The organism is Pedobacter sp. MC2016-05 (assembly GCF_026239735.1).
In the GTDB taxonomy this organism is placed as follows: Bacteria; Bacteroidota; Bacteroidia; order Sphingobacteriales; family Sphingobacteriaceae; genus Pedobacter.
Genome location: NZ_JAPIVT010000009.1, coordinates 139,407 through 154,253 on the forward strand (window position 1 = coordinate 139,407; position 14,847 = coordinate 154,253).

At 38.5% G+C, this 14,847-nt stretch carries 8 protein-coding genes; 4 read left to right on the forward strand and 4 right to left on the reverse strand.

The annotated features are described in order from the left end of the window. Positions 1-15: 15 nt before the first annotated feature. The 3 genes from OQZ33_RS13650 to OQZ33_RS13660 form a co-directional block, all read right to left on the reverse strand. Positions 16-1,674, reverse strand: coding sequence for an alpha-L-fucosidase (locus tag OQZ33_RS13650; protein WP_265799578.1), 1,659 nt, complete (start codon positions 1,672-1,674; stop codon positions 16-18). Positions 1,675-1,762: 88 nt separating this feature from the next. Continuing rightward, entirely contained in the window at positions 1,763-3,388 is a 1,626-nt protein-coding gene (locus OQZ33_RS13655; RefSeq protein ID WP_265799579.1) for a RagB/SusD family nutrient uptake outer membrane protein, read from the reverse strand. 25 nt (positions 3,389-3,413) lie between these two features. After that, positions 3,414-6,479, reverse strand: a complete 3,066-nt coding sequence (locus OQZ33_RS13660) for a SusC/RagA family TonB-linked outer membrane protein (RefSeq protein WP_265799580.1) — start codon at positions 6,477-6,479, stop codon at positions 3,414-3,416. A gap of 448 nt (positions 6,480-6,927) precedes the next feature. Here OQZ33_RS13660 and OQZ33_RS13665 point away from each other — a divergent pair, with 448 nt between their 5' ends. Next, on the forward strand, positions 6,928-7,803 hold the full coding sequence (locus tag OQZ33_RS13665; protein ID WP_265799581.1) for a helix-turn-helix domain-containing protein: 876 nt from the start codon (positions 6,928-6,930) through the stop codon (positions 7,801-7,803). Positions 7,804-7,855: 52 nt separating this feature from the next. Here OQZ33_RS13665 and OQZ33_RS13670 read toward each other — a convergent pair whose 3' ends face one another. Beyond that, complete coding sequence (locus OQZ33_RS13670) at positions 7,856-8,728, reverse strand: helix-turn-helix domain-containing protein (protein ID WP_265799582.1); 873 nt, start codon at positions 8,726-8,728, stop codon at positions 7,856-7,858. A gap of 785 nt (positions 8,729-9,513) precedes the next feature. On the opposite strand from OQZ33_RS13670, the gene OQZ33_RS13675 reads away from it, so the two are divergent. From OQZ33_RS13675 to OQZ33_RS13685, 3 genes are all read left to right on the forward strand, one after another. Continuing rightward, positions 9,514-10,119: an RNA polymerase sigma factor gene (locus tag OQZ33_RS13675; protein WP_265799583.1), complete on the forward strand. Its 606-nt coding sequence runs from the start codon at positions 9,514-9,516 to the stop codon at positions 10,117-10,119. 78 nt (positions 10,120-10,197) lie between these two features. Next, positions 10,198-11,220, forward strand: coding sequence for a FecR family protein (locus tag OQZ33_RS13680; RefSeq protein ID WP_265799584.1), 1,023 nt, complete (start codon positions 10,198-10,200; stop codon positions 11,218-11,220). Between the two features lie 38 nt (positions 11,221-11,258). After that, positions 11,259-14,843 carry a SusC/RagA family TonB-linked outer membrane protein gene (locus tag OQZ33_RS13685; protein WP_265799585.1) on the forward strand — a complete coding sequence of 1,195 codons (3,585 nt, stop codon included), beginning with the start codon at positions 11,259-11,261 and terminating at the stop codon, positions 14,841-14,843. Positions 14,844-14,847: the final 4 nt, after the last annotated feature.

The window sequence follows — 14,847 nt, forward strand, 5'->3', positions numbered from 1 at the left end:
AGTTTAATAAGCTAGCTAGGATATTTTTAGCGCAAAAGCATAAGTATGTTTTGGTTTAAAATCACTTAAATTCACTTCAAGAAAATTTTCACCTTGGGTAAACGCTAATTTTTGGCTGGTGCCAGTAACCACCACATTCGAGACTGGCTTTTCCAAATTTGGACTCCCACGTTTCATAGCTTTGATTCGGATACTTCCACCTTCTGGCCAGCCCATTACAATAGCATATATAGAATTAACCTTTTTAGTAAAACGAATATCTGCCGAGGTAAAGGGCTTATTTTTACCTTCATTGAATCCCTGGTCTTTTAAAAGCTGCCGTGTTTCAGTAGAAGGCCCCTCACCAAAAACTTTCCAGGGGCGGGTATCGTAGATGGCTTCACTATTTACGCTCATCCAATCTCCAATTTCCTCCACTACACTTCGCTCTATCTCATCAATCGTTCCATTGCCTCGAACAGGAACACTTAATAGAAGATTTCCATTTTTACTTACAACATCTGCAAGGGTATGAACTACTGTTTTTGCGTTTTTATAACTATTGTTATCATATACTGTTCTGTCGTAATGCCACGAGCCTAAACAAGTATCAGCCTGCCATGGAAGCGGTTCGATTTCATTACTATGTCCACGTTCTATATCCCATACCATACACTTCCTTTGTTGCTTATCGAGTATTTTTCCGAATATCACAGCTTCAAGCTTATTGTTTTTTTGTATACTTTTATTATAAGCATAAGATGCAATGCGCAATCCAACATCGCTAACCGGCCAGAGCGGCAATGCGGTATCATCGAAGTAAATCAGATCCGGAGCATAATTATCGATAAGCTCGATCGTTCTATTATAAAATTTCTCGCAGTATTGTTTTGAAGGCACGGAAGCGCCGTTTCCCCAATCCCACTGTTTGCCTGAAGAATTGTTATCCCAGCTATTCTCACTTAAAGCATGATTCTGTGCATATAAATCCTGAGGATTAAGGCCATTCCACCATTTCCCCTTTCCATCTGCAGCCGTTAATTTCCCATCATACGGTATGCCTGCCATATCGCCTTTTAAATCGGATCTCTGAGCAGTTTCCATCCAAGTCCATGCGTGGGCTGCATGAACACTTACACCAAAATGCATCCCGTTACTACGTGCAGCTTTTTCCCACCCTTTAATGATATCTTGTTTGGGTCCAATTTTTGTGGAATTCCATTTACTTTGATAGGAACTTTTAAAAAGATCGAAGTTATCATGATGGTTAGCAAGAGCCATAAAATATTTTGCCCCAGCATTTTTGTATAAACTCAAAAGTTCCTGTGGATCCCATTTCTCAGCTTTCCACTCATTAATCACATCTTTAAAGCCAAACTTTGAAGGATGTCCATATTTTTCAAGATGATATTTATTTTGCCTGCTCCCCTCCATGTACATTTCCCTTGCATACCAGTCACCATGTTCCGGCTGACACTGTGGACCCCAATGTGCCCAAATTCCAAATTTGGCATTCCGGAACCATTCCGGAGTCTGATATGATGATAGGGACTCCCAAGTTGGTTTAAACCGCCCGGGAATATATCCGATTCCCGGGGCTTCCAATATTTTCTGTGCAGCATTAAGGTTCTTTCCTAATGCTAAAGCAGGTACACCTAAAGCAAGTTGTTTAAGCAGGTCTCTTCTATTAATCATTTTTAGAGATATTTATCTAATGTTGTTATAAGCTTTCCGTTTGATATGAATTGGATATTGATAAAACTGCTCAATATCTACCTTATCGCTAATAGCCAGCATTTTGCTTAAGATTTTTATTGATTTGAATTTCCTTTTGTGGAATAGGCCAAAGCTCATTTATCCCTTTTTTAAAGGCTCTTTTTTGATAAATAAAATAACCCTGATCATCTACAGGAAAATCTCTATATGTTGCAGGGGTATTGGTTAATTTCATCCCTGTAAATTGTTTGTTAAGCTCTTCAGCAGCGATGCCCCAGCGCAGGATATCATAATATCGAATCCCTTCGAAAGCAAGCTCTACGCGACGTTCCCGTCTAACAATTGTTCTTAAAGCTGCAGGATCAAGTTGGGTAACGGCTGGCATATTAACTGATGCTCTTTTACGAACCACATTAATGGTCTGGTCCAGCAGGCTTTGCGTTAGTCCACCACCCGACTCAATCATTGATTCCAGGTAACCTAGCAAAACTTCTGGATACCTGATTAAAATTGCATTTTGCCCTGAATTCTGAAGATTACCGGTATAACTCGGGTCCATTGTTTTCATGATACAGTATCCACTCCAACCATACCTGTTGAAACGATCTGGTGAGGATGTGCCAGGTCTTGAAACATATGTTTGTCCTCTAAACGTAGAGCGATCAGATATCATGATTGTAAAATCCAGCCTTGGATCTCTATTGGCATAAGGAGTATTAATGTTATAAAGAGGCGATTCTGTAATTGGTTTCCCATCAATACATTCAAACTCTTTTACCAATTCATTGTATGGAGAGAATTGGTGCCACCCACCAAATGCCTCGGGATATAAATATTGAGGAACCGGATGGGAATATGTGTCAGGGATATACTGGGTACTTAAGATAATTTCCTTGCTAAACTCATTGGAAATATAAAAAAGCTGGCTGAAATCGTCCTGTACGACATAAGCTTTACTGTCAATGATTTTCTTATAAGTTACTGCTGCATCACTCCATTTCTTCTCAAACATCTGTAATCTTCCTAAAACTGCAAGCGCTGACCCGGCTGTAAAGCGGCCGCTTTCTGCGTTAGGTCTTGTAACAGGAAGTAGCGCAGCACTTTCTTTAAGTTCTGTTTCTAAAAAGGACCAGATTTCGCTTTTGGATGTACGGGAAACGGAGTTCGCTTCATTGATAGTTAAGACATTGGTTACCAAGGGCACATCACCAAAATACACCGTTAGATTGAAATATTCATAAGCTCGTAATGCTCTTACTTCAGCAATCATGACCTTTTTGGCATTCTCATCCATAGTTACCGTACCAATATGCGCCAGAAAATTATTACAGGTTGTGATCCGCTGGTAAGAATTATCCCAATATCCGGAGGTTACCCAATATGCTGAATTGAGTGATCCATCAGTTACCCTATCCGGAGACATTTCCTTCTCAGATCCGTTACCGGCCATTAAATCCAGCCACATCATGGAAAGCGGATGCCACCAATCCTGACCTCCCCAGCCGCTTTGTGCTCTGTAAACTCCTGTCAGCGCTAATTTTGCATCACCCTCCGTTTTCCAGAAAGTAGCGTCCGACACCCTGTCCAAAGGTTGTTTATCAAAAAAGTCCTTTTTACATCCACTTATCGTCAATGATACAACCAACATAATAATGGTTGAGGAAACTATATTTTTAGATATTTGATTTTTCATCGTTATAATTTTTATTTCAGCTAAACTAAAACCTAATATTTGCACCGAAAGTGTAAACGCTAGTGATCGGGTAATAAGGGCTGTAATCACCATTATCCATTTCCGGATCCCATCCTTCGTAGAACTTTTTGAAAGTGAATAGATTTTGACCACTCACAAAAAGTTTCAATCTGTCGATTTTTATTTTTTTCATTAGCTCACTAGAGAAGGTATAGCCTAGCTGAATGTTTTTCACCCTTAAAAAGCTCGCATCTCTCATCCAGTAAGTTGAAGGCAGAATGGTACCGGCACCGCCGCTAAGATTGCTCAACTTTGGATATTTTGCATTCCGATCAGGATTAGCAGTAGTCCATCTGTTATCGACCTGCCATTGTTGAATTTGACCACCATTATAAAAAGCGTATGCCTGATATGGTCCCATTAATCGCTGGTATCCTCCTAAGCCCTGAAGCAATAGCGAAAAGTCAAACCCAGCGTAATCAGCAGTAAGGGATGCTCCGTAAGAAAACTTAGGAAAACTAGAGCCAATAATTTTTCTGTCATAGGTAGCATTAACCATTCCATCCGGTACTCCATTCGGTCCGCTGATATCTTTATAACGTACGAATCCCGGGGCTGCCGAATAAGGCTGGGTTGGATAGGTATTTACATCATTTTGATCTACAAACAGTCCATCCGCCTCAAATCCGTATATCGCATTAATAGGCTGCCCAACGAAAAGGCCTCTATTAATGTCTTCATTGATACCACCAGCAAGTTCACTTACACTATTTTTCACATATGAAAAGTTCGGACTGAATCCAAGTTTCACTTTTCCAATTTGTTGTTGATAGTTTAATAAAACTTCAAAACCTTTATTGTCAACTGTCCCGGCATTTACTTCTGATGGAGTTAATCCCAGAACACTTGAAACTGTTAGTTGCGATAAAATATCAGTAGTTTTTTTGTTAAAGTAATCTACAACCATGCTCAATCTGCCATTAAAAATAGAGAAATCCAGACCTATATCAGATACAGTTGTCGTTTCCCATTTTATAGCTGCGTTTGATAACGTAGTTAATCTTGCTCCTGAAGATATACTTCCTCCAAAAGGATAATCTTGTCCCAGGGAAAGTACGTTTTGATAAGGATAATTTCCTATATTCTGATTACCTAACCTTCCCCAAGATGCTCTCAATTTTAAATTATCGATCCATTTGAAATTATCCTTTACAAATGACTCTTCGGAAATCCTCCAGCCTGCAGACATTGATGGGAAGAATCCCCATCTGCCGTCTGTTGGAAATCTAGATGTTCCATCATACCTCGCATTGGCTTCAAATAGGTATTTCCCATCAAAAGAATAATTAATTCTACCAAAATAAGATCTCAGCGCCCACTCAGAACCTGAACCTGAGTTTTGCATATTGCTGGAAGAGGCTGCATTCAATTCATAAAGTGAATTGTTTGGAAAACCACTTCTAAAAGCACTCATGCCGTCTTCTCTATATTCTTCCTGAGAATATCCAGCCAAAATTGTATAATTATGTTTACCCGTATTTTTGGCATACTGTGCTAGTGATTGCAATGTAACCAGTGAATTGTCTCCTGAACTAACAGTTAAGTTATTAGGCCCAATAAACTTTGAGCTGTTAAAACGGAGATCAGAAGCAAAACTGTTATCTACATAAGTCAAGTATTTGTATCCCGCTTTTCCACTTAAAGTAAAATTTTTCAAAGGTGACCAGGCCAGTTCCGCCCCACCCAAAAAGTTCTTGTTTTTTCTGTTGATAAACGATTCTGTTGCCAACCATGCCTCAGGGCTGTAATTGTCCTGATAACCATAACTTCCATCAGATTTTAGACCCGCAAACACAGGACCCTCACGAACCGCAAATCTAATCATATTAGACATATCGCCTTCATAATGTCTAGGTTCATCGACATTATAGGTAAAGCCATTTGTACTTACTTTTAGATTAAGGTTATCCGTAATCTGACTATTAAAATTCAATAAAAAGTTATATCTGTCAAAACTGTTTTTCGCTACAATACCATTTTGATTGAGATAGGTAGTGGAGAAAATATAGGAGTTTTTATCATTCCCTCCGCTAAAGCTGACCGTATGGCTCTGTTGGAAACCGTTGTTTGAGGTTAGTAGATTTTTCAAATGTGGAACATTTGGATAATTATCAGGATCTGATCCGTCACGAAATTTCTGAATTTCTGCAGCGGTATAGGTATTTGGGCTGACTTCGTTCTTCATTTCTGCATAAACTGCAGATTCAACGAAATCAGGCATTTCGGTAACCTGCTGCCATCCAAAATAATTGTTATAGTTGACCTGCATTTTTCCACTTTTCCCTCTCTTGGTCTCAATAAGGACAACACCATTGGCAGCTCTTGTTCCATATATTGAAGCTGACGCGGCATCTTTTAAGACTGAAATTGTTTCAATGTTATTGGGATCGATATCATTCAGAGAAGCTGCAAGCCCATCTATAAGCACTAGCGGGCTATTTCCTGCGCCAGAGAATGTGCCTATTCCCCTGATCCTTATCCCTGCACCATCACTTCCGGGTCTACCCGTTCCTTGTGTGACAGTAACGCCACTTGCCAGACCGGCTAAAGCTTGAGATGCCTGGGTGATAGGTCTGTTGGCAATTTCTTTAGCAGAAATAGAAGATACAGAACCTGTCAGGTTTACTTTCTTCTGCGTGCCATATCCAACAACTACCACTTCGTCCAAATCATTATCTTTTGCCTGCAAAACAATGTCTATCAATTTGTTAGCGCCAACTTTTCGATCAACATTTTCGAATCCTGTGTAACTGAACGTTAAAATCGTTTCCTCATTGGGAACATTAATCATAAAATTACCATTAGCGTCAGTGATCGTACCAGTTTTTGTTCCTTTAATAAGTACACTAACCCCAGGTATAGGACCACCTTTGGTATCCACTACTTTCCCTGAGACAGCAATATCCCGCTGTTTGATCAACGGGGATAAAAGATTGCCACCAGTTTCAATGGCAGATGTTAAGGATTGTATTCCAAGAAACTGTAGTAACAACAGCATCAATATCTTGGATATATTTGGTTTAATTTTCATTTTTGAAATAAGTTAATTCAATATTTTTGACAAAAACATACACCCCCGCCAAATCTGGCAATTTAATTTCTGTGCATGTTATTAGAATTGAAAACCACCTGAAGGGCTGTTCAGATGCATAATATTTGTGTTAAGAAGAATTTTCTTTGATCTGTTTCATAATAGAATATTTGGTTAGTTGTTTTATTTATTATTTAGCTTGCTAACAAGTAGAAATCCACATCATAGCTACTGAATTAATACAAATCTAATCCACCAAATGCGAAGCTTTATTGTCATTATTAGACTTTTTAGTCAACAAATCCGATATCATTGTGATAAATAAGAGCAAAAATTTATCATAAACGAAACCGATATGGTTATATTCTTACATTTGTTATTTTAAAGCATTGGACTTTTAATCCTGACAACCTTAACCTTTAGAGGAGATGTTAAAGCTGTAATTGTAATGAGGACATTTAATCATTCACTATCGATGCTCCATGTTGACCACGTAACACTGGACAATCGATGGAATTTTAAAGAGATCATCAGTCCATATTATCGGATATATTATATTGACGAAGGAGAAGGATGGCTATGGAATAATAAGTCAAAAGTTTATTTAGAGCCTGGCTTTTTATACATCATACCCTCATTTACACCTTGCAATTTGAAATGCGATAATCATCTTAGCCAGTATTTTGTACAATTTTTTGAAGATTCCGCAAACGGATTATCCCTATTTGCGAGCAACAGGTCGATAATTAAGGAAAAAGCTATTGAGTCGGACATTGAAAATTTCAAAAGACTCCTTGAAATCAACCCTAATAGGGGGATCAAAAGCTCTTACAATCCTAAAACATATGAAAAAGGTATTTATTACCGAGAATACCAACAACCAAACAATGCTCAAAGTCAATCTGATTATTTCGAAACGCAGGGCATACTTTTTCAATTGCTATCTAAGTTTATTCCCTTGGGAAACGTGAAAGACAATAAAAGCAGGGTTCCTAGTAAGATTATGGAAACTGTAAGTTACATCCACCTGAACCTTAATAAACATATAACGGTTGGTTTTTTAGCAAATGAGGTTGGTTATCATCCAGATTATTTTTCCAGGATTTTTGAACAATACACCGGCGATCGACCTATTGCGTACATTAATGAGAAACGCATTGAGAGGGCGCAATATCTAATGGTCACATCACCTAAATCTTTAGAAGAAATCGCCCATGAGACCGGCTTTGAGAGCTTAGGTTATTTTTACCGAACGTTTAGAAAATTTACTGGTACCACGCCTAACAGATACAGATTTCAGACAAAAGCGGATATTAATATTTAAGATTGATTACAAATAGCAGTGTGTATAAGCGCATGAATGGCAAACAATCTTTTTATCTAGGATGGGATTTCAACATTCTGGGTGATTTTCCAATGACGTTCTTGAAGGTGTGGGAAAGCTGGGACGAACTGTGAAAGCCTACTTCTAAAGCGATTTCACTCAAAGTCATTTTAGTGTTTGTTATCAGATATTGTACTCTCTCTAAACGTTTTTCAATCACATATCTTAAAGGCCGTTTGCCAATGTGCTTTTTAAATAGTCTGGAAAAATAGTCGGAATTTGTATTGGCCCTACTTGCCAAAAAGCTTACAGAGAGATCAAGATGAAGATTTGCAGATATAAAATTTATTGTATCAAGAATTTTAACCGGTACATTCACAGAAGCCATCAATTGTTGCATCTGGGAATCATTGAACCATCTGGAGACAAGTTGTAAGATGATACCCTGGGTTTCTATAAAGTATGATAAGCTTTGCCGTTCGTTAAGTTCCTGGTATTCCCTGTAATAATCTTTTTTTTCATAAACTTTCGGATTGTCTGAACGATTTATTCCCCTTAAAGGGTTTATTTGCAACAAACGTTTAAAGTTGATGACATCGATATGTTTGGCTTTGATTTTAAAGATAGAACGACTATTTTCAAACATGGAGAGCCCATCTACAGACTCTTCAAAAAACTGTATGAAGTACTGACTAAGATATTCCCTGCAATTAAGATTACATAAGGTATAGCTAGGTATGATATATAGATATCCAGGTTCAAGTGTGAATATGTTTTCCATATCGGATATTTCCCCACTTCCCTCATCTATGTAATAAATACGATGATAGGGACTAATGACATTTCTGTAATTCCATTTTTTGCCGAGCTTTACGTGATCTGCATGAAGAAGTGAGAAGGAGTGCCTTAGAATTCTTTTAAACATAACAAGAGAAGTGTTGCAAATGCAATTATATGAAAATGCTTTCCAAATATTGATCACTGAAGTGTGTTAGTCTCATCAATTTCAGTTTTTCGCCAAAATAGGCAAAACCATTTGACTGAAATATCCAATGGTCGACTTCAGATCGGCAAACTTAACTTAACAATAGCCCCCAACCTTCGGCAAGATTTTCTGCCCATATTTTCTTATCATCGAGTCTGATAAGTGAATAATCAATCAATATGACGTCGTACCTTAAAAAAATCGTTCGATAGTTAATGAATTAAGAAAATTTTATTTTCGGCAATATGGGATTAACTCTTTATGATTATTCCACCCAAATAAAGATATTATTCAAAAATCACTCCACGCTTCCGATGAAAGACAGTCTCCGGACTGTTGATATCATTTTGATTGTTATACTGGTTTCGTGCTCCGAAAAAGTGTTTTACGGTAAGAAAAAACGCTACCAAACTCAGTTTAAAGATGGCAGTTGCAGTAGTCAATGTTGCAACTTTCTATACGGACAAAACACCGTATATAAGTCGAAAAAAATATTTCAGGATCGGATGAGCGAGATACTCGCCTATACCCGATGAATCCCTTTTCTAATTCCATGATCCTATAGTAATTTCAATATTCCAAAGCTTATAAACGAGATTTTCATCTTGAAATTTGTCAAACATTCAGAAGGTGTTAACAAAGTTCAAAATGTTTAGCAGCAATGGCGTTATTAATTCTTTTTATTGGTGAAAATTGTTTTCTATATTTAATCGCGATATATAAAATTGAATTTTCAACTTAGCGATACGGACATTTGGGCCAGAATGTTAAAGGGAGATGAAAATGCCTTGGACGAAATCTACCAGGTTTATTTTGATTCCCTTTATCGTTATGGAATGCGCATTCTCAATAACGAGGATGAAGTAAAAGATTGCCTGCACAATCTGTTCACCAAAATCTGGGAGACTAGGACAAAATTAGGTCCTACTGACAATATCCGGTACTATCTTTTTAGTGCGTTAAAGAACGTGATCAATTCGCACTACACGAAGGAAAAAAAATATCAAAAAGTTGAGATCAACGATCAAACCGTATTTGACTTGCAGTTTAATTTGGAGTCCGCATATATCAAAAAAGAAGAACTTACAGAAAAAGTATTACAGCTTTCCCAAGCGATGAAGCAATTGACCCCACGTCAGAAAGAAATCATTTACTTAAGATATTTTGAGGAAATGAGCTACGACCAAATTTCTGAAATTATGGGACTTACAACGAAAGGAACCTATAAATTGAGTGCTCGGGCACTGGAATCGTTGAGGCAGATTATGCAAATCGACAAAGGATTGCTTCTTTTATTATTTATGGAATTAAAAAAAATAAATGTTTTTTAAAAAAAGTATAATTTCCGTGGGGTAATTTCTCCGGTTTTTTTGTTTGTATAGTATGAGTGATCAAAATCACTTATAGGTATGAATAAAAAAGACTATCTTAATTCCAAAACAATCGATTTTCTCGAAGATTCGAATTTTATTCGACTCATTAAATATCAATATGCAGAAGATGTCGCATTTTGGGAGCAGTTATTGGATGAATATCCAGAAGCCAGACCTTTTTTCAATTCCGCTAGCATCCAACTGAAATTAATTCTCAGTGCTAACGACATTATTGCACCTACTGGGCTGAAGGATAGGTTATGGAGCGAGATTAAGGCTTCAAACTTAGCAAATAATAACGCTACAAGACTTAGAAAAAGAATTTACTATTGGTCGTCAGGCATAGCTGCACTTTTTGCAATAACAGCCTATATCTCCTGGTTCATGCTTTCTAGCATTACAGTACGGACGGCTTATGGTGAAAGCAAAAAGCTTTCTCTTCCTGACGGATCTCAAATTGTCCTAAATGCTAACTCCACCTTGCGCTATCCAAGGGCTTATGCGTGGAAAAAACTAAGACAAATATCTCTGGAGGGAGAAGCCTACTTTAAAGTAGTCCATCTAAACCACAACCATGATGAAATACGTCAAGGTGAACTTTTCAGAGCGTCAACAGGCACTGCTCAAGTAGAGGTATTAGGTACAGAATTTAATCTAAAGGAAAGACGGGGACTTACCACTGTAGCGCTCGTCAAGGGCAGTGTGCAAGTCAGATCACTCAAAACAGGTATCTCATACCTGATGAAAGAGGGAAATGTAGTCGAAGTTGATTCAACTAAGGGTGAAATTTCAACAGCCCAAATTAGCGCATCTCAGTTTGCCTCCTGGAAAGAGGGCAAACTTATTGTCAACCATACCAGTGTAAATGAAATCATCCAGGCTTTCGAAGACTTATACGGCTATAAGGTCATTCTAGATAACCCGACCCTGGGCCAGAAAAAAATCGGAGGAAGCATTTCAATAAAAAGCGAGCAAAGTCTATTGTTCACCCTTAGCAATATTTTGAATGTAAATGTAAAAAAAGAAGGAAAAACGATCCGTCTGGAGTCCAGGCGTTAATGAAACCAAACTAATCAACAACCAAACAAACTAATACAATGACCAAAAAACTAAGTAAGCCAGTTTATTTGCTGGTGTTTATGTTATTGCTGTGCGCCCCAATTTTCAAAATTCATGCACAGGAAAGAAATATAAGTGTGGAGGCTGCACTAAATGCAATCTCTAAAAAATATAAAACTATTTTTTCTTATGAAAATGAAATTATTGAAGGTAAAACTACCAATATCAATAGCCTGAAGGCTAAATCACTCGATGAGGCTTTAAAAAATGTACTGTATAATAACAATCTTCTATTTTTATATGTTAGCGAGGGGAATTATACAATTGTTAGTCGAGATGACAAGATACTTCAAAACAAAAGTAATAATTTGAAAATGCCGGATTTAGCCGCCAGTAGCGAGGAATTGTATATATATGGTGAGGTGCTGGATGAGACTGGAACAGGGCTTCCCGGGGTAACAATAAAATCTGATGGAGCAAACCGTGTTACCATTACCGACAGATATGGAAAGTTTGCCATGTTTGTCACTAAAGAGGCAAAGAATATCTCTTTCTCGTATTTGGGCTATCAAACTTTGAATCAATCTATCAGTGCTGAGAGAAGAAATCTGAAGATCAGGATGAGTCCGTCGCAGGCTAACCAGCTTCAGGACGTTGATATTGTTGTAAACGGGTACCAGGCGCTGCCACAGGAACGATCTACAGCAGCAGCGTCAGTAATCAAGGCTGCCGATATTGAAAAAATAAAATCTCCAAATCTTGTCCAACGTTTGGAGAATCAGGTTGCAGGATTAAAAGTAGATTTAAACTCTGATAACCTATTCACTTATGGCAATACGCAGGTTGCCATAAACAGCGGAACGAGATCATTGGGAAGAACAGATTATTCAATGTCCATTCGTGGAGCAAGCACAATTAGGGGAGAAACATTTCCTTTGGTAGTAGTCGACGGAGCAATTTCCGAATTGGATCTTTCAACCCTTAATCCAAACGATATCGCAAATATCACCTTTCTTAAAGATGCCGCTGCCGCTTCTATCTGGGGCACAAGGGCTGCTAATGGCGTAATTGTAGTCACAACAAAAAAAGGAATACCAAATCAGGCACCTAAAGTATCCTTATCTGTGTCGGCAACGGTTGCTAACAAACCTAATCTAGCTTACCTGAAGCTGATGAATTCGTCGCAAACCATTGCCTATGAACAAGATTTGATTGCTAAGAACTTAATTACCGTGCCTAATGCCTCCACCCCACTTGGACAGCCAGTTTCAGATGTGACAGATCTCACTTTCAAGCTTCGTGCAGGTTCGATTACTCAGGCTGACTATAACGCCGCTATCAACAGATTCAGTGCAATAGACAGTAGAGACCAAATTTCAGAATACTTGCTTAGACCGTCGAGTAATCAGCAATATGACCTATCTGTTAGCGGAGGTGGTAAAAGTAGCGATTATTTTTATTCAGCATCTTATAGTAGAGAAAATCCATATAGCGTAGGGGTGAATGGACAGCGTTTGACAGTCACACTAAATAATAATTTTAAGCTCCTTAAAATAGCTACCCTATCCACAAACATTAAAGGTTCATTTTTTAAATTTAACAACAACGGACAGGGCATCAGTAACCTTTTTGCCCCAAGCGCTACCACATTTATGCCTTATAATCAGCTAATCGATGAATCAGGCAACCGTGTAGGTTATTCAAAGCAATACTATTCTGGTTGGGTTAATCAGTTACAAAGCAGAGGTTACGTAAACTGGAGATACAATGCATTAGACGAGTTAGACAATGCAAATAACCGTCAGAATGACAATAACTATACGGTTAATATGAATTTGAATGTCCCGGTATTTAAAGGGCTTTCCGCCAATGCTTTTTTTGGAACCGAACGAAGTTTCAGTTTGACAAGAAATTATTTCAATGAACAAACCTACGAATACAGAAGTCTGATTAATAATTACACGCCGCAACCTACGTCCGGTCAGGCGGTTAACTCTATTGGTCTTGCCAATAGTGGTGGGATATTAAGAAGTACAAATACGAATGCAAACAACTATACACTCAGAGGGCAATTGAATTATGACAATACCTTTAGTGGGAAGCATCAGCTCACAATGATTGCGGGTTCTGAAATCCGTCAGACCAGGATAGCCCAGGAAAACAATACCCTTTATGGATACAACACTGGTACAGGCCTTTCCAGACCAGTTAACTTTTTCACGCCCTACGCAACCCTTCAGGGATTTAGCACCAGCCTTACCGGAAGCCCGTCGCAGCAGGACCGTACAAGACGTTATCTATCTTATTACAGCAATGCAGCTTACTCGTTTCTTGGACGCTATACCTTATCAGGAAGCGTACGATATGATGACTATAACAACTTCGGGGTTGACCGTAAATTCCGGGCAACTCCATTATGGTCTTCGGGATTAAAGTGGGATATTAGAAAAGAATCTTTTCTTGATATGACTGACTGGTTAAGTAGCCTTAGTGTAAGAGCGACTTACGGTGTAAACGGGAACATATCTACACAAGTATTTCCCTTTACTTATATCGCATTATTCCCTTCCGACATCGCTACCGGACTCCCATCAGCGGGCATTATTTCACCTGCTAACCCAGAGCTGAGATGGGAAAAGACATATGTTGCCAATTTCGGTCTGGACTTTGGATTATTTAACAGCCGCTTAACTGGATCTTTAGATATCTATACAAAAAGGGGTAAGGACCTCTTTTATGAATTCCCAATTAATGGCACATATGGCATTACCACGTTATTTCGTAATTCTACAGCACTCTCTGGAAACGGGGTAGAGCTTAGTTTAAGGGGAACAATGATCAAAAACGGGAATTTTGAGTGGAGCAGCGGATTAAATTTCGCCTATAATAACAATGAAGTTACCGACACAAGATTTGCGCTGAATTCAACTTTCTTTTCCAACCCTGCCTATGCAAGCAATCTGAATGGCTATCCGACAGACAAAATGTTTGTATACAAAAATGCTGGTCTAGATGCTGCGGGTTTGACCCAGATATTTAATGAAAAAGGAGATAAAGTTTCATCCAGCCAAAATATCACCTCAGTCGATGCGCTATCGTATGCAGGGAGGAGAAATGCACCTTACTTTGGGAATTTCAATACGAACTTCCGTTACAAAAATCTCACCTTAATGGCGATAGCATCCTATCAATTCGGAAACGTTTTTCTGAGACCTACGATAAGTGCATACCCTACAGCAAGAACCGGGGTAAGGTATGATCTTCATGAAGACGTTGCCAAAAGATGGACAAAACCAGGCGATGAGGCCACGACAAATGTCCCTGGCGCCGCAGGTATCTTTGCAGCACAGAGCTTACTTCGTTACCAACAGTCTGACATCAACGTGATCAAAGGAGACTATGTTCGTCTGCGTGAATTATCTCTTAGTTATCAGTTGCCTGTAGAAAAGATAACCAACTTCATCAGGTCCGCAAATTTTGCTTTTTCAGTGCGTAACCTGGGGATATTATGGCGGGCAAACAAGGAGGGGCTTGATCCTGATTTTGTGGCAAGTTTAAATACAACTTCAGTATCACTTCCCTCCCCGGTATCCTACAACTTTTCATTAAATGTTAATTTTTAATCAA

What these genes read in the sequence shown, in the direction of transcription:
- OQZ33_RS13650 (WP_265799578.1), bottom strand. Translation starts at nt 1,674, where the DNA reads ATGATTAATAGAAGAGACCTGCTTAAACAACTTGCTTTAGGTGTACCT.
- OQZ33_RS13655 (WP_265799579.1), bottom strand. Translation starts at nt 3,388, where the DNA reads ATGAAAAATCAAATATCTAAAAATATAGTTTCCTCAACCATTATTATG.
- OQZ33_RS13660 (WP_265799580.1), bottom strand. Translation starts at nt 6,479, where the DNA reads ATGAAAATTAAACCAAATATATCCAAGATATTGATGCTGTTGTTACTA.
- OQZ33_RS13670 (WP_265799582.1), bottom strand. Translation starts at nt 8,728, where the DNA reads ATGTTTAAAAGAATTCTAAGGCACTCCTTCTCACTTCTTCATGCAGAT.
- OQZ33_RS13665 (WP_265799581.1), top strand. Translation starts at nt 6,928, where the DNA reads ATGAGGACATTTAATCATTCACTATCGATGCTCCATGTTGACCACGTA.
- OQZ33_RS13685 (WP_265799585.1), top strand. Translation starts at nt 11,259, where the DNA reads ATGACCAAAAAACTAAGTAAGCCAGTTTATTTGCTGGTGTTTATGTTA.
- OQZ33_RS13680 (WP_265799584.1), top strand. Translation starts at nt 10,198, where the DNA reads ATGAATAAAAAAGACTATCTTAATTCCAAAACAATCGATTTTCTCGAA.